Raw genomic sequence first — 13,535 nt, forward strand, 5'->3', positions numbered from 1 at the left:
GGTCGATGCGCGCTTTTTACGTTTTTTTCATGACGATGCCATGTCGAAACCGCACACTGCGCCGGCTTCGACAACGCAAGCGGGCCCCGTCCGGCGGGCGTCGAGCGAGGCGTTCCCCGATCGTCAGCGAGTGAGTTCATGCATCCGTCAACCGCCCCGGCATTGGCCGACGGTGTTCCGATTCGTCGTAACAGACCGGCCTGTCCGCGCGTCGGCAGACTGTTGCTGCAGGCGCTGCTCGCGGCGTTCGCGCTCTACCTGCTGTTGCCGATCGCGTTGCTGCTGATCGGCGCCGTGGGCGAATCGTGGACGAACACGCTGCTGCCCACCGGTGTCACCGGGCACTGGTTTGCCGACCTGGCTGCGAACCGGAGCTTCACCCGCGCGTTCGGCGTGAGCTTCATGGTGGCGCTGGCGTGCTGCGCGCTCAACGCGGTGATCGGCCTGCCGCTCGCGTATGCGCTGCATCATCGCGCGCAGGCCGGCGGCGGGTTCGCGACGCGCGTCGTGATGCTGCTGCCGGTCGCCGTGCCGGCGCTGACGCTCGGTTTCGGCTACATCGCGATCTTCAGCGGCGACACGCTGCCGTGGCTCGGCACGTTGCCGTTGATGATCGCGGCGCACGGGGTGCTGACGTTGCCGTATCTGCTGCAGACGCTGCTCGGCGACTTGCGCCACCTCGGCCTCGCACGGCTCGAGGCCTGCGCGGCGACGCTCGGCGCGACGCCGCTGCGCCAGTTCGTCACGATCGTGCTGCCGAACCTGCGGCACAGCCTGTTTTCCGGCCTCGTGATGGTCGCCGCGCTGTCGATCGGCGAATTCCAGATCTCGAACCTGATCGCCGGCTTTCGCTACCGGAACTATCCGATCGTGCTGCTGCAGGCGTTCTACGGCGCGACGGGGATGGCGTGCGCGGCCACCGTCGTACTGCTCGTGCTCGCCGTGCTTGCGACGCTCGTGTCCGTCGGCACCGTGCAACGTCTGAAATGAGTCATCCATGAGTCTCGAATTCGAACACGTCAGCTTTCAGTATCCGGGCGCCCGTCATGGCGTCGACGACGTCACGCTGTCCGCTGCGCAGGGCGAACTGCTCGCGGTGATGGGGCGCAGCGGGTCCGGCAAATCCACGCTGCTGAGGCTCGCGGCCGGGCTGCTCGACGGCTGGCGCGGCCGCATCGCGATCGGCGGTGCCGACGTGGCCGGCGTGCCTGTGTGGCGGCGCGAAGTGGGGATGGTGTTCCAGCACTACGCGCTGTTCCCGAACCTGTCGGTCGTCGACAACGTCGCGTACGGGTTGCGGATGCGCGGCGTGGCGGCCGGCCTTCGGCGCCGGCGCGCGCTCGACATGCTCGAGCGGGTCGGGCTGTCGGCCCATGCGACGCGCGGCGTCGCGATGCTGTCCGGCGGGCAGCAGCAGCGCGTCGCGCTTGCGCGGGCGCTCGTGATCGAACCGAAGCTGCTGCTGCTCGACGAGCCGCTCGCGGCGCTCGACGCCGGCATCCGCCATCAGTTGCGCGACGAGATCCGCGCGCTGCAGCGCGCGTGCGGCGCGACGACGCTGTTCGTCACGCACGACCAGGACGAAGCGCTGAGCATGGCCGACCGCGTCGCGATCGTCGACGGCGGCCGGGTGCTGCAGGCCGGCACGCCGCGCGACCTGTACGAGCGCCCGGCCACCGCGCAGGTCGCGCGCTTCGTCGGGCATTCGACGCTACTGCGCGGGCGGGTACTCGCGCACGGCGAAATCGACGTGAGTTTCGCGACGCTGCGCGCGGAAACGGGCGCGCATCGCCCGGGCGAGGACGTCGCAGTGCTGGTGCGGCCCGAGCACGTGCAGGCCGATCCGCCGGCGCAGAGCACGAACCGCATCGAAGGCCGTCGCGGGGAAGTGCGTTATTTCGGCGCGACGCAGCGTTACGACTTCATGCCGGACGGCTCGGCCGACGTGCTGCTGTGCGAAGGGCGCGAACCCGCCGCGCGCAGCATCGCGGTCGACCCGCGCCATCTGCTCGTGCTGCCGGCATCGCCGGACGCGCACTGATCCCTTTCGTTCAACGGAGATTCACGATGCTTGCAGGCTCCCCTCTTGTGAAGGCCATGCGCGCCCGCGTGCTGGCGCTGTGCGCGCTCGCGGCGCTCTCTTGTGCGGCAGCGCAGGCCGCGCCGCTGTATCCGGGCGAAGACGCGCTGTACGCGAAGGCGGCCGACGAAGGGCTCGTCGTGTCGTTCGATACCGGCCCCGAATGGGCGAACTGGAAGGCGCTGTTCGCCGAATTCCGCAAGCGCTATCCGAAGGTCGAGATCACGTACAACGACATCGGCTCGGCCGCGACCGTCGTCGCGCTCGACAAGTCGCGCCGCCGTCCGCAGGCCGACACCGCGTACTACTTCGCGGCGTCGGCGCTCGATGCCGCAGGCAAGGACGTCGTCGCGCCGTTCCGGCCGGTCAACTTCGACAAGCTGCCGGGCGTGTTCCGCGCGGCTGACGGCCGCTGGTTCGCCGTGCATTCGCTGAACATCGCGTTCCTCGTCAACCGGAAGCTCGTCAAGAACGTGCCGCAGCGCTGGTCCGACCTGCTGAAGCCCGAGTACCGCAATGCGGTGGTCTATCTCGACCCGCGCTCGACCGGGCAGGGCCAGGTCGCGGTGTTCGCGGCCGCGTATGCGAACGGCGGCAGCGTCGAGAACCCGAAGCCGGGCGCCGACTTCTTCGGCAAGCTGAAGCAGGCCGGCAACGTGCTGCGCGTCGAGGGCACGACGCCGTACGCGAAGTTCGTGAAGGGCGAGATCCCGATCCTGATCGGCTACGAGAACGACGGCCTCAAGGCGAAGTACGCGGACGGCATGGGCGATGCGGCCGACGTCGTGCTTCCGCAGGACGGCAGCGTATCGGCGCCCTATGCGATGAGTCTCGTGAAGAACGGCCCCAACCCGTCCGCCGCGCAGCTCTGGCTCAACCTCGTGATGAGCGACGTCGGGCAGGCGCTGTTCGCGCAAGGCTATGTGCGCCCGGCGGTGCCCGGCACGCCGGTCGCCGCGGAGGTCGCGGCGAAGCTGCCGAACGCGCCGCAAGTGCGTCCGCTCGATGTCGCGAAGGCGGCGGCGCGCAAGGCCGAAGTCGACCAGCTCTGGTCGCAGGCCACGCTCGGCCAGTAAGGGGCGCGGGATGCACGCTTCCTTACCGGAACGCGGTGTATTGCGCCGCTTCGGCGCGCTGCCCGCGGCGGCCTTGCTCGCGGTGTGTTTCGTGCTGCCGCTGGCCGCGTTGGTCGAGGCGGCGTGCGCGGACGGTGGCCGCGCGTTTGCGGCGGTGTGGCGCGATCCGCTCGTCGCCGACGCGATCGCGCGCTCGCTGGCGCTGGCGATCGGCGCCGGCACGTTGTCGGTCGGCGTGGGCGTGCCGGTCGCATTCGCGCTGGCCGGGCAGTCGCCGGCGCGGCGCCATTGGTCGCTCGCGCTGCTCGGTGTACCGCTCGCGTTTTCCGGGCTGGTGATCGCGTACGGCTTCATCCTCGCCTTCGGCCGCGCGGGCTTCGTGACCACGCTGCTAGCCGCGCTGGGCGCCGATCCGACCGTGGTCGGCGGCGCGATCTACACGATGCCGGGGCTCGCGGTCGCGTACGCGTACTACCTGATCCCGCGCGTCGCGCTGATGATCTACCCGGCGCTCGCGAATCTCGACCGGCGGCCGCTCGAGGCGGCGCTGACGCTCGGCGCGCGGCCGTGGCGTGCATGGCTCGACGTTGCATGGCGCGAGCTGTGGCCGTCGGTCGCGTCCGCATGGTGCCTCGTGACCGCGATCGCGCTCGGTACCTACGGCACGGCGATCGCGCTGGCCGGCACGCAGATCAACATCCTGCCGCTGCTGATGTACCTGAAGCTGTCGGACGGGCAAACCGATTTTTCGCAGGCGGCTGTGCTGTCGATCGTGCTGACGGCGATCTGTACCTGCGTTCTGGCACTGGGGGAAGGTCTTGTTCGCCAACGACGTCATTGAATGCGTGTGGTCCGAGCCGGCGCGCGATGCGCTCGCGCGACTGGCGCAGCGGCAACGCGGCACGCGCAGGCACCGGATGCCGGTCGGCCTGATCGGCCCGCGCGACGCGACGGATGAGCAGATGCGCACCGCGGAACGGATTGCGCACGCGGTTGCGTCGACGGGCGTCGCGCTCGTCGGCGGCGGCAAGCAGGGCGTGATGGAGGCCGCCGCCCGTGGCGCGCATGCGGCCGGCGGCTGCGCGATCGGGCTGTTGCCCGAAGACGATGCGACGCTTGCGAATCCGTACCTGAGCGTCGCGCTGCCGACCGGGCTCGGCATCACGCGCAATGCACTGGTCGCGCGAGCGTCGCTCTGCCTGATCGCGGTCGGCGGCGGGCTCGGCACGCTGTCCGAAATCGCGCTCGGGCTGCAGTGGGGCAAGCCGGTGTTCACGATGTGCGGCGCGCCGCAGGTGGCGGGCGTCGAGTGCTTCGACGAAGCGGACGGGCTCGTCGTGCGGGTTGCCCAGTGGCTGGCCGATTCGGCATAGCGCCGACGGGCGCGCGTCGGGCACGGGCTTGAAATGACGGGCGCAACCCGCCATATTGGCCAGGCATCACCCGTTCAACGACGTACCGAGAGGATCGTTCATGCGCCTTCTGCTTGCCCTGCTGCTGCCGTGGTTCCAGTTTTTCACGATCGGCCGCCCGATCGCCGGGATCATCTGCCTGGTCCTGCAACTCACGATCATCGGCTGGCTGCCGGCCGCGATCTGGTCGGTGTATGCGTTGAGCCAGTACAAGACCGACCGCAAGATCGACGCGGCGTTGCGCGAGCGGCGCTGACGCAGACGGCCACGGGCGTCGCCGCTCGCCGTGGTCACCGCCGGTTACTGCGGCGGCGGCCCGTCCAGTTCCTCGGCCCGCGCGAACAGCCAGTCGACGAACGTGCGCAACGCCGGATCGTCGTCGTTGCGATACAGGCAATGAAACGGCGGCCCTTCCAGGTGGACGTCCGGAAACAGGGCGACGAGCCGGCCGCTCGCGAGAGCGTCGCGCACCACCGCGCGCGGCGCGAGGCACACGCCGAGCCCGCTCGCGGCGGCCTGGACCAGCAGGAAGAACTCGCGATAGAACGGTCCGCGCAAGGTTTCGGTGACGTCCGTGCCGGCCTGGTGGAACCAGTATTGCCACGCCTGCGGCAGCCCCGCGTAGTGGAGCAGCGGCGCGCTGCGGAGGTCCGCCGGCACACGCGCCTGTGCGAGCACCGGATGGCCGGGCGCACACACGGGTAGCGCGACGTTCGCGAGCAGCGGGCGCGACACGAAGCCCTTGCGGCGCAGCTCCGGCGTATAGCGGCGGATCACGATGTCGCACGTCTCGTCGATCTGGTCGCGCTCCACGTCGGCGCTCGTGACGAGCTGCACGTCGATGCCGGGATGCGCGGCCTGGAACACGGCCAGTTGCGTCAGCAACCATCCATGCGCGAATGACACGGACGCGTTGACCCGGACCGAATGGCCGCCGACGGGCTCGAACATCTGCCCGGTCGCCTGTGCGAGCCGGCCGAGGCAGCTCGCGACGTCGACGAGGTAATGCCGCGCGCGCGGCGTGAGCCGCAGCGAACGCCCGTCGCGTTCGAACAGCTTCTGCCCGAAGAACGATTCGAGCACGCGGATCTGCTGCGCGATCGCGCTCTGGGTCACGTTCAGTTCCTCGGCGGCGAGGGTGATGCTCTGCAGTCGGCCGGCAGCTTCGAAGCTGCGCAGCGCGTTCAGGGGCGGCAATCGGCGCATCGTGAGATCGCGAAGAAAAGCTACACAGTGGGTCAAAAAATGTCGTTTGTCGCGGCTTGGGCGCGTCCCTATGATGGCGCCGACAGGAGAAAACCGCGATGACGATCATAGCGCCACCCGATTGCCGATCAACCGGAATTCGCCGCCGTTTTCGCGACCGGCGCACGGCGCGGCGCGCGATGCGCCGCGTGGCAGCGGTGCCGCCGGTGCGCGGCCGCGGTGCGCTGGCGCTCGCCTGCGCCGGGCTGCTCGCGATGCTGGCCGGGTGCGCGGCGAAGCCGCAGAACGAACGCCAGATCGGCAGCGGCGGATCGCTGGTGCGCTACAGCTCCAGCCAGACTGAAGTCGACCTGACGGACCACGAGCAACAGACGCTGCGCATGATGACCGATCGCCGCTATGCGGGCGCGACGCAGGCGCGCACGCTCGACGCGGTGGCGGCCGTGCTGCGCGCGCAGGGCTATGCGCCGGTGACGGTCGACCGCGACATGGGGCTGATCGAAGGCGGCCGCAGCAACACGCTGATTCCGAAGTGGCGGCAACTGCTGCGCGGCGCGCTGAAGGCGAAGATCGGCGGCTTGCCCGCGAAACCGGATCACGAGCGCGTGGCCGCCGTCGTTTCGGTCCGCGTCACATCGGCGCGCGACGCGATCGTGCGGGCGCGCTTCGACCGCACGGTGTGGGACAGCAACGGCGATTCGCGGATGAAGACCGTCGTCGAGCCCGATTGCTACCAGACCTTCTTCGGTGCAATGGACAAGGCGATGTGCACGACGTCGTGCGAGCGGTGAGCGGCACGCACGTGCCGAGGCGGGGAGGAATGGAGGGGGGCTGCCGCCCGACGGCGGGCGGATGCGCGAGCCGGGGCGCGCGGCGCGCAGCACGAAGGCGCCTGCGAGAAAACGGCCGCCCGGATCGTCGTTCGACCGGGGCGACCGCTTCGCTTACTTCACGGCAAACAGCGTCAGATTCATGAAGATCTTGAACGCATAGCCGAGCGTGACGGCGCCGATCACGCCGCCCGCCCACAAGACGACGAACCACATCCAGCCGCGCATTCGCGGCCGTGGCGCCTCGGGTGGACGATCGGCGGAATCAGTGGTGGTAGTAATGCTGGTCTTCATGGCGCACCTTGCCTCGGAATACCCAGTAACCCATCGTCGTGTAGGCGATGATGATCGGGAGGATAACCGCTGCGCCGACCAGCGTGAAGGTCTGGCTCGAACGCGGGGCCGCCGCTTCCCAGATCGTCATCGTCTGAGGAATCGCATACGGGAACAGCGTGACGAGCAGGCCGACATAGCCGAGCAGCACCAGCGCCAGCGCGAGCACGAACGGCGTCGTGTCGTGCCGGTCGCGTACCGCACGGCGCATCCACACCGCGCACCCGGCGACCAGGAACGGCACCGGCAGCAGGCGCCAGAACAGCCCCGAATCGAACCAGCGCTGCGCGATGGCCGGATCCTGCAGCGGCGTCCACAGGCTGACGACCGCGATGAAGCCGAGCAGCACGACGGTCAGCGGCCACACGACGCGATGCAGGCGGCGCTGCAGGTCGCCTTCGGTCTTCGCGACGAGCCAGCAGCAGCCGAGCAGCGCATAGGTCACGATCAGGCCGAGGCCCGTCAGCAGGCTGAACGGCGTGAGCCAGTCGAATGCGTCGCCTGCGAACACGCCGTCCTTCACGTTGATGCCCTGCAGGAACGCGCCGAGCGCGATGCCCTGGAACAGCGTCGCGCCGGCCGACCCGCCGATGAACGCGAGATCCCACAGCTGTTTCGTGCGTCGCGCCTTCGCGCGAATCTCGAACGACACGCCGCGGAAGATCAGGCACACCAGCATGAAGATCAGCGGCAGGTACAGCGCGGACAGCACGGTCGAATAGACGATCGGGAACACGGCGAACAGCCCGGCGCCGCCGAGCACGAGCCATGTCTCGTTGCCGTCCCACACGGGTGCGACCGTGTTCATCATCAGGTCGCGTTCCTTCTCGTCCGGGAAGAACGGGAAGACGATGCCGATGCCGAGGTCGAAGCCGTCGAGCACGACGTACATGAAGAGCCCCAATGCGATGATCGCGGCCCAGATTACGGTGACGTCCATAGGTTTTCTCGTTTGCGAAAGGGGGGCTCAGACGGTTTCGAGCGGCTCGTCGACGGCCGACATCGGGCGGCGCGCGGTGTGATCGGGGCGCGTGCCGGGCGTGTCGTCGTGCTTCGCGTCGGGCAGCGCGGGGCCGGCCTTCATCAGCTTCAGCATGTAGTACACGCCGGTGCCGAACACGAGGAAGTACACGATCACGAACGTCATCATCGACAGGCTGACCTGCTGCACCGACAGCGGCGACACGGCCTGCGCGGTACGCATCACGCCGTAGACGACCCACGGCTGGCGGCCCGCTTCGGTCGTCACCCAGCCCGCGAGCAGCGACACGAAGCCGGTCGGGCCCATCACGAGCGCGAAGCGCTGGAACCCCTTCGATTCATACAGGCGGCCGCGGCGGCGCAGGAACCACGCGAGCGCGGCAAGGCCGATCATCGCGAAGCCGAGGCCGACCATGATCCGGAAGCTCCAGAACACGACCGTCGAATTCGGCCGGTCTTCCGGCGGGAATTCCTTCAGCCCGCGGATCTCGCCGTCCCAGCTGTGCGTGAGGATCAGGCTGCCGAGGTGCGGCACTTTCACTGCGTAGCGCGTCGTTTCCGCCTTCATGTCCGGGATGCCGAACAGGTTGAGCGGCGTGCCGCCCTTTTCGGTTTCCCACAGCCCCTCGATCGCGGCGATCTTCGCGGGCTGGTGCTTCAGCGTGTTGATGCCGTGCTGGTCGCCGATCACGGCCTGCAGCGGCGCGAGCACGAGCAGCAGCCACAGCGCCATCGAGAACATCTTCTTCACGCTCTTGTCGCGGCGGCCCTTCAGCAGGTGCCACGCGCCCGTCGCGGCCACCACGAGCGCGGCGACGATGAACGCGGCGATCGCCATGTGGAACAGGCGGTACGGGAACGACGGGTTGAAGATGATCGCGAACCAGTCGGTCGGCACGACGCGGCCGTCGACGATCTCGAAGCCCTGCGGCGTCTGCATCCAGCTGTTCGACGCGAGGATCCAGAACGTCGAGATCAGCGTGCCGATCGCGACCATCAGCGTCGCGCCGAAGTGCGCGCGCGGGCTGACGCGGTTCCAGCCGAACAGCATGATGCCGAGGAAGCCGGCCTCGAGGAAGAACGCGGTCATGACCTCGTACATCAGCAGCGGCCCGGTGACGGCGCCGGCGAAGCTCGAGAAGCCCGACCAGTTCGTGCCGAACTGGTAGCTCATCACGACGCCGGAGACGACGCCCATCCCGAACGCGACCGCGAAGATCTTCGACCAGAACAGACAGAGGGTTTTGTAGTACTGCTTGCCGGTCCTGAGCCAGCGGTATTCGAGCACGGCGATGAAGCTGGCGAGGCCGATGCTCAACGCCGGAAAGACGATGTGAAAGGAGACGGTGAACGCGAATTGCAGGCGGGCCAGATCGAGGGCCGAAAGTGCGGTGTCCATACCAGATGACCGAAGCTGACGATACCCGCCGGCGGGTGCCGGCGGACCCCGGCAGACAGGCGTCGGGGTTGGCTGGAGTATGTGCCGCGATGTTGCACCGCGAAATGCGCCAACTCGTCGCAGATGTCCAGCCTGTCGCGCGTGATTGCGGGATAAATCGTTGATTCGTATCAAGAAGGCCGTTCGCGGCGCACGCGGGTGCGGCGTGGCGCTCTGACGCACGTGCGTCAATATGGCGCGTCGCGTCATCGGAACGGTTCCGGCCATGCGGAAATCGCGCGGCGGGCAGTTCGCGCGCGGCGCCAGGTGCAGCCGATCCGTTTCGGCGCATTAACGCGTAACGGACGCCGGCGTACCGGCGGGCCGTCGCGGGGAGCGGTGTCACACGGGTAACGTCGCGCAACATTGGCGTGGCCGCCGGTAATGGATGCCGGATCGCGCGCGGCGTAGCGTTCCGGGTGTCGGGTTCGCATCGACGAACCGGCCTGCCGGAGAACGTGACGTGAATGGATTGAAGCTCGCGCTGGGCGCGGTTGCCGCGGTGGCGCTCGCGACGGGCGGCGTGGCCCATGCTGCCCGGGTCGGGGTCTATATCGGCCCCGGCTACCCGTATTACACCCCCGTCGTCCCTGTGCCGTACTACTACCCGCCGCCCGTCGTCGCGGTACCGGTCGATCCGCCGCCGCCGCCCGAGTATGTCGAGAAGGGGCAGCCGCAGGACGACGGCGACGCGAGCCTCTGGTACTACTGCGACGCGTCGAAGCACTACTACCCGTATGTGAAGACCTGCAAGTCGGGCTGGCGATCGGTGCCGGCGCGGCCGCAATAACGGAGCCGCGACGATGACATCCGCCTATCGATTCTTGCGCGTGCCGGCTGCGCTGGCGCTGGCTGGCCTGCTGGGCGCATGCGCGTACATGCCGGCCGGGCCGAGCGTGATGGCGCTGCCCGGCACCGGCAAGTCGTTCGACCAGTTCCGCGCCGACGACGGCAGTTGCCGCCAGTACGCGTTCGAGCAATCCGGCGGCGTGAGCGCCGGACAGGCGTCGACCGCGAGCGCGGTCGGCAGCGCGGCCGTCGGTACCGCGCTGGGCGCGGCGGCCGGCGCCGCGTTCAACGGCGGCACCGGTGCCGCCGTCGGCGCGGGCGCGGGGCTGCTCGCGGGCAGCGTCGTCGGTGCGGGTGCCGCGCAGGGCTCGGCCTACGATGTTCAGCGCCGTTACGACTACGCGTACCTGCAGTGCATGTATGCGACGGGCAATCGCGTGCCGGTGCCGGGCGGGATGAGCGGCGGCAGGGGTGGCGGGTATGGCGGCGGATACGGCGGCGGATACGGCGGCGCGCCGCGCGCGGCGCCGCCGATGCCGCCCGCCGGCGTCCAGCCGCCGCCGCCGCGATATTGACGCGCGATTGCGGCTCGCCGGCCGGCACACGCTGCGTGAATTGCGTACACTCTGAGTCTCGTTTCGGCAGGGCCGGGCGCAGGGATGCCGGTCCGCGTTTACTCAGGGCATAGCGATGATCGATTTACGCAGCGATACCGTGACACGTCCGAGCCAGGCAATGCTGGCCGCCATGATTGCCGCCGAGACCGGCGACGATGTTTGGGGCGACGACCCGACCGTGCTGCGCCTGCAGGCGGTAACGGCCGAGCGGGCCGGCAAGGAAGCCGGCCTGTTCTTCCCGAGCGGCACGCAGAGCAACCTGGCCGCGCTGATGTCGCATTGCGAGCGCGGCGACGAATACATCGTCGGCCAGCTCGCGCACACCTACAAGTACGAAGGCGGCGGCGCGGCCGTGCTCGGCAGCATCCAGCCGCAGCCGATCGAGAATGCGCCGGACGGCACGCTGCCGCTCGCGAAGATCGCCGCGGCGATCAAGCCGCTCGACAATCACTTTGCCCGCACGCGCCTGCTCGCGCTCGAAAACACGATCGGCGGCCAGGTCTTGCCGGACGGCTATGTGCAGGAAGCCGTCGCGTTCGCGCGCAGCCGCGGGCTGTCCACGCACCTCGACGGCGCACGCGTGTGCAACGCGGCCGTCGCGTCGGGGCGGCCGATCGCCGAGCTGTGCGCGCCGTTCGACACCGTGTCGATCTGCTTCTCGAAAGGGCTCGGCGCACCGGTCGGTTCGGTGCTGGTCGGCAGCCGTGCGCTGATCGAGCGCGCGCAGCGCTGGCGCAAGGTGCTCGGCGGCGGGATGCGGCAGTCGGGCATCCTCGCGGCGGCGTGCCTGTATGCGCTCGACCACAACGTCGAGCGGCTCGCGGACGATCACGCGAATGCCGCGCATCTCGCGGAAGGCCTCGCGCGCATCGATGGTGTGAAGGTGCTGTCGCATGCGACGAACATGGTGTTCGCGCAATTCCCCGAAGCCGATTGCGCGCCGCTCGAGGCGTGGCTCAAGGCGCGCGGGATCCTCACGCAGATGCTGTACGCGTCGCGCTTCGTCACGCACTGCGACGTATCGCGTGCAGACATCGACACGTTCCTCGATGCGGTTGGCGCGTATTTCGCGCAGCGCCGCGCGTAAGGTGGCATGCGCCGGCCGGCGGGGGCGCCGGCGAGACGTGGCGCGAAGCAGGGAGCGAAGAGGCGACGGGGGCGGCGTGGCAACCCGTCTGTCGATATCGGGCGAGTCGGCGGGTTACGCTTGCCGCGGCGCGTCGGCGGGCGGCGTGCCGTCGCGGAACAGCGCTTGCAGTTGCGTGCGCAGTTCGGCGCTGTCGGTGTGCTGGTGCACCAGCACCGCATGTTGCACGGCGGCCTCCAGCAATTCGTTGTCGGAGTCGGCAGAAATCGCGACCGAGCAGTTCATCGCGCTGGGAAACTCGCGGCAATCGATATAGCGGCGGGACATGATGTTCTCCTTGCGGGAAAGGGAACGGCCGGATTGGCTTGATCGGCCGCGCGGCGCATTCGCGAGGTCGATGAAAAAAGTATAGGCGGCGCGGCAGGGATGCTCGCCGCGACGCGCACCGCGTCGGAAGTGTCGACCACCCGCGCGTCACGGCAGCGGCGCGAGTAACCGGCGCGCCGCTTCGACGACGCGTTCGGACAGCGACGCCATCGTCGGCGACTGCACGGTCCACGCGTGCCAGTACAGCGTGACGTCGGTCGGATGCGCGGGCGCGAGGTCGACGAGCCCCTGCGCATCGAGCGGCGTCGCGCCGATCAGCGGCTCCGGCACCATCGCATAGCCGAGCCCGTGCCGCACCGCCGCAAAGTGCGAATGGGTGCCCGGCACGTAATGGCACGGGTACGCGCCGTCAGGCAACCCGAACTTCTCCTTCAGGAACGACGACTGCAGCGTGTCGCGCCGCGAATACGCGACGACGGGCGCCTTGCGCGCGCTCGTGCGGTTCAGCCCGCGCGGAAACCAGCGCACCGCAAACGCGGCGGCCGCGAGCAGCCGGTAGCGCATCGTGCCGAGCGGCGTGGCGATGCAGCCGCGCATCGGCTTCGGCTCGGTCGTCACGCAACCGACCGCCATCCCGCTTTCGAGCAGGGCGAACGTGTGGTCCTGATCTTCGACGATCAGTTCGAACAGGATGCGCTCGCCCGCGAGCACGGATGTCAGCGCGGGCAGGAACCACGTGCCGAGGCTGTCGGCGTTCAGCGCGATCGTCACGGAGATCGGCGATTCGCGCTCGGTCGCGAGCGTGCTCTGCAGGTCGGCTTGCAACAGCGCGACGCGGCGCAGGTGCTGCAGCACGCGCTGGCCGGCCACCGTCGGGCGGCACGGACGCGTGCGCAGCACGAGCGGCGTGCCGAGGCTGGCTTCCAGCGCGCGGACCCGCTGCGTGACGGCGGAGGCGGTCACGTGCAGGCGCACGGCCGCCTGCTCGAAGCTGCCGGTGTCGGCGACGGCCAGCAGCGCGGCGGCCTGCTTCGGATCGATCGTCATCGACATGTCGGTGGAATTCCTGTGAACGGGGATGAAAACAGGCCGTAGTGTAAGGCAGTGGGCGCACCCATCCGGGCGTGGCGAATCGTCATCGGAATGGGTTGCCGCGCATGGGATGCCGGCGGCGCGTGCATTTTGATCTACGCTGTAGGGATGTGCGAAACGCGGCGGGCGCGATGCCGCTCGCGCGGCGGCGATGTCATCATGCCGAAGCCGAAGCCGAAGCCGAAGCCGAAGCCGAAGCCGAAGCCGAAGCCGAAGCCGGCGACGATGTACATCACGCAGGCCCGACCCCACCTCACCGAAGAACCA

At 69.0% G+C, this 13,535-nt stretch carries 17 protein-coding genes; 10 read left to right on the top strand and 7 right to left on the bottom strand.

Annotated elements, in window-relative coordinates; all coding sequences use genetic code 11:
* Positions 1 to 138: 138 nt before the first annotated feature.
* The 6 genes from ACWMMN_RS17815 to ACWMMN_RS17840 all read left to right on the top strand — a co-directional run bounded on the left by ACWMMN_RS17815 (position 139) and on the right by ACWMMN_RS17840 (position 4,824).
* The gene (locus ACWMMN_RS17815; RefSeq protein ID WP_486423732.1) at positions 139 to 990 is read left to right on the top strand and encodes an ABC transporter permease; all 852 of its coding nucleotides are present in this window, start codon (positions 139 to 141) and stop codon (positions 988 to 990) included.
* 7 nt (positions 991 to 997) lie between these two features.
* Positions 998 to 2,041, top strand: coding sequence for an ABC transporter ATP-binding protein (locus ACWMMN_RS17820; RefSeq protein ID WP_486423733.1), 1,044 nt, complete (start codon positions 998 to 1,000; stop codon positions 2,039 to 2,041).
* Positions 2,042 to 2,067: 26 nt separating this feature from the next.
* A complete protein-coding gene (locus ACWMMN_RS17825; RefSeq protein ID WP_342705448.1) occupies positions 2,068 to 3,156 on the top strand; it encodes an extracellular solute-binding protein in 1,089 nt (362 codons plus the stop codon).
* Between the two features lie 10 nt (positions 3,157 to 3,166).
* Positions 3,167 to 3,997, top strand: coding sequence for an ABC transporter permease (locus ACWMMN_RS17830; RefSeq protein WP_342705447.1), 831 nt, complete (start codon positions 3,167 to 3,169; stop codon positions 3,995 to 3,997).
* A gap of 76 nt (positions 3,998 to 4,073) precedes the next feature.
* Positions 4,074 to 4,529 (top strand): TIGR00725 family protein, encoded by a 456-nt coding sequence (locus tag ACWMMN_RS17835; RefSeq protein ID WP_155627300.1) that lies wholly within the window; start codon positions 4,074 to 4,076, stop codon positions 4,527 to 4,529.
* A gap of 100 nt (positions 4,530 to 4,629) precedes the next feature.
* Positions 4,630 to 4,824 (top strand): YqaE/Pmp3 family membrane protein, encoded by a 195-nt coding sequence (locus ACWMMN_RS17840; protein WP_048023552.1) that lies wholly within the window; start codon positions 4,630 to 4,632, stop codon positions 4,822 to 4,824.
* 44 nt (positions 4,825 to 4,868) lie between these two features.
* On the opposite strand, the gene ACWMMN_RS17845 is transcribed toward ACWMMN_RS17840, so the two are convergent.
* Positions 4,869 to 5,774, bottom strand: a complete 906-nt coding sequence (locus ACWMMN_RS17845; protein ID WP_059238622.1) for a LysR substrate-binding domain-containing protein — start codon at positions 5,772 to 5,774, stop codon at positions 4,869 to 4,871.
* Between the two features lie 179 nt (positions 5,775 to 5,953).
* Here ACWMMN_RS17845 and ACWMMN_RS17850 point away from each other — a divergent pair, with 179 nt between their 5' ends.
* Positions 5,954 to 6,565 (top strand): hypothetical protein, encoded by a 612-nt coding sequence (locus tag ACWMMN_RS17850; protein WP_342705445.1) that lies wholly within the window; start codon positions 5,954 to 5,956, stop codon positions 6,563 to 6,565.
* A gap of 153 nt (positions 6,566 to 6,718) precedes the next feature.
* Here the strand turns inward: ACWMMN_RS17850 and ACWMMN_RS17855 are convergent, their stop codons facing one another.
* From ACWMMN_RS17855 to ACWMMN_RS17865, 3 genes are read right to left on the bottom strand one after another with little or no spacing between them, the layout of a single operon-like run.
* Complete coding sequence (locus ACWMMN_RS17855) at positions 6,719 to 6,898, bottom strand: hypothetical protein (RefSeq protein WP_034187692.1); 180 nt, start codon at positions 6,896 to 6,898, stop codon at positions 6,719 to 6,721.
* Positions 6,870 to 7,877: a cytochrome d ubiquinol oxidase subunit II gene (gene cydB / locus ACWMMN_RS17860; RefSeq protein WP_486423734.1), complete on the bottom strand. Its 1,008-nt coding sequence runs from the start codon at positions 7,875 to 7,877 to the stop codon at positions 6,870 to 6,872. The genes ACWMMN_RS17855 and cydB overlap by 29 nt, the downstream gene beginning before the upstream one ends.
* A 27-nt stretch (positions 7,878 to 7,904) precedes the next feature.
* On the bottom strand, positions 7,905 to 9,317 hold the full coding sequence (locus tag ACWMMN_RS17865) for a cytochrome ubiquinol oxidase subunit I (protein ID WP_256087080.1): 1,413 nt from the start codon (positions 9,315 to 9,317) through the stop codon (positions 7,905 to 7,907).
* A gap of 502 nt (positions 9,318 to 9,819) precedes the next feature.
* On the opposite strand from ACWMMN_RS17865, the gene ACWMMN_RS17870 reads away from it, so the two are divergent.
* The 3 genes from ACWMMN_RS17870 to ltaE all read left to right on the top strand — a co-directional run bounded on the left by ACWMMN_RS17870 (position 9,820) and on the right by ltaE (position 11,849).
* Positions 9,820 to 10,146: a hypothetical protein gene (locus ACWMMN_RS17870; RefSeq protein WP_059238627.1), complete on the top strand. Its 327-nt coding sequence runs from the start codon at positions 9,820 to 9,822 to the stop codon at positions 10,144 to 10,146.
* Positions 10,147 to 10,159: 13 nt separating this feature from the next.
* Positions 10,160 to 10,720 (top strand): glycine zipper family protein, encoded by a 561-nt coding sequence (locus ACWMMN_RS17875; RefSeq protein WP_059238629.1) that lies wholly within the window; start codon positions 10,160 to 10,162, stop codon positions 10,718 to 10,720.
* A gap of 115 nt (positions 10,721 to 10,835) precedes the next feature.
* Complete coding sequence (gene ltaE, locus ACWMMN_RS17880; protein WP_486423735.1) at positions 10,836 to 11,849, top strand: low-specificity L-threonine aldolase; 1,014 nt, start codon at positions 10,836 to 10,838, stop codon at positions 11,847 to 11,849.
* A 114-nt stretch (positions 11,850 to 11,963) separates the two neighbouring features.
* On the opposite strand, the gene ACWMMN_RS17885 is transcribed toward ltaE, so the two are convergent.
* The 3 genes from ACWMMN_RS17885 to ACWMMN_RS17895 all read right to left on the bottom strand — a co-directional run bounded on the left by ACWMMN_RS17885 (position 11,964) and on the right by ACWMMN_RS17895 (position 13,501).
* Complete coding sequence (locus ACWMMN_RS17885; RefSeq protein ID WP_011353793.1) at positions 11,964 to 12,176, bottom strand: DUF1059 domain-containing protein; 213 nt, start codon at positions 12,174 to 12,176, stop codon at positions 11,964 to 11,966.
* A 147-nt stretch (positions 12,177 to 12,323) separates the two neighbouring features.
* Positions 12,324 to 13,229 carry an HTH-type transcriptional regulator ArgP gene (locus ACWMMN_RS17890; RefSeq protein ID WP_342705442.1) on the bottom strand — a complete coding sequence of 302 codons (906 nt, stop codon included), beginning with the start codon at positions 13,227 to 13,229 and terminating at the stop codon, positions 12,324 to 12,326.
* A gap of 134 nt (positions 13,230 to 13,363) precedes the next feature.
* Complete coding sequence (locus ACWMMN_RS17895; protein ID WP_486423736.1) at positions 13,364 to 13,501, bottom strand: hypothetical protein; 138 nt, start codon at positions 13,499 to 13,501, stop codon at positions 13,364 to 13,366.
* Positions 13,502 to 13,535: the final 34 nt, after the last annotated feature.

It is taken from the genome of Burkholderia cepacia complex sp. TUM26381 (assembly GCF_057439935.1).

Coding starts and splice junctions, on each gene's coding strand:
- ACWMMN_RS17885 (WP_011353793.1), bottom strand. CDS start 12,176: ATGTCCCGCCGCTATATCGATTGCCGCGAGTTTCCCAGCGCGATGAAC.
- ACWMMN_RS17845 (WP_059238622.1), bottom strand. CDS start 5,774: ATGCGCCGATTGCCGCCCCTGAACGCGCTGCGCAGCTTCGAAGCTGCC.
- ACWMMN_RS17850 (WP_342705445.1), top strand. CDS start 5,954: ATGCGCCGCGTGGCAGCGGTGCCGCCGGTGCGCGGCCGCGGTGCGCTG.
- ACWMMN_RS17855 (WP_034187692.1), bottom strand. CDS start 6,898: ATGAAGACCAGCATTACTACCACCACTGATTCCGCCGATCGTCCACCC.
- ACWMMN_RS17865 (WP_256087080.1), bottom strand. CDS start 9,317: ATGGACACCGCACTTTCGGCCCTCGATCTGGCCCGCCTGCAATTCGCG.
- ACWMMN_RS17830 (WP_342705447.1), top strand. CDS start 3,167: ATGCACGCTTCCTTACCGGAACGCGGTGTATTGCGCCGCTTCGGCGCG.
- ltaE (WP_486423735.1), top strand. CDS start 10,836: ATGATCGATTTACGCAGCGATACCGTGACACGTCCGAGCCAGGCAATG.
- ACWMMN_RS17825 (WP_342705448.1), top strand. CDS start 2,068: ATGCTTGCAGGCTCCCCTCTTGTGAAGGCCATGCGCGCCCGCGTGCTG.
- ACWMMN_RS17875 (WP_059238629.1), top strand. CDS start 10,160: ATGACATCCGCCTATCGATTCTTGCGCGTGCCGGCTGCGCTGGCGCTG.
- ACWMMN_RS17815 (WP_486423732.1), top strand. CDS start 139: ATGCATCCGTCAACCGCCCCGGCATTGGCCGACGGTGTTCCGATTCGT.
- ACWMMN_RS17890 (WP_342705442.1), bottom strand. CDS start 13,229: ATGTCGATGACGATCGATCCGAAGCAGGCCGCCGCGCTGCTGGCCGTC.
- ACWMMN_RS17895 (WP_486423736.1), bottom strand. CDS start 13,501: ATGTACATCGTCGCCGGCTTCGGCTTCGGCTTCGGCTTCGGCTTCGGC.
- ACWMMN_RS17840 (WP_048023552.1), top strand. CDS start 4,630: ATGCGCCTTCTGCTTGCCCTGCTGCTGCCGTGGTTCCAGTTTTTCACG.
- cydB (WP_486423734.1), bottom strand. CDS start 7,877: ATGGACGTCACCGTAATCTGGGCCGCGATCATCGCATTGGGGCTCTTC.
- ACWMMN_RS17835 (WP_155627300.1), top strand. CDS start 4,074: ATGCCGGTCGGCCTGATCGGCCCGCGCGACGCGACGGATGAGCAGATG.
- ACWMMN_RS17820 (WP_486423733.1), top strand. CDS start 998: ATGAGTCTCGAATTCGAACACGTCAGCTTTCAGTATCCGGGCGCCCGT.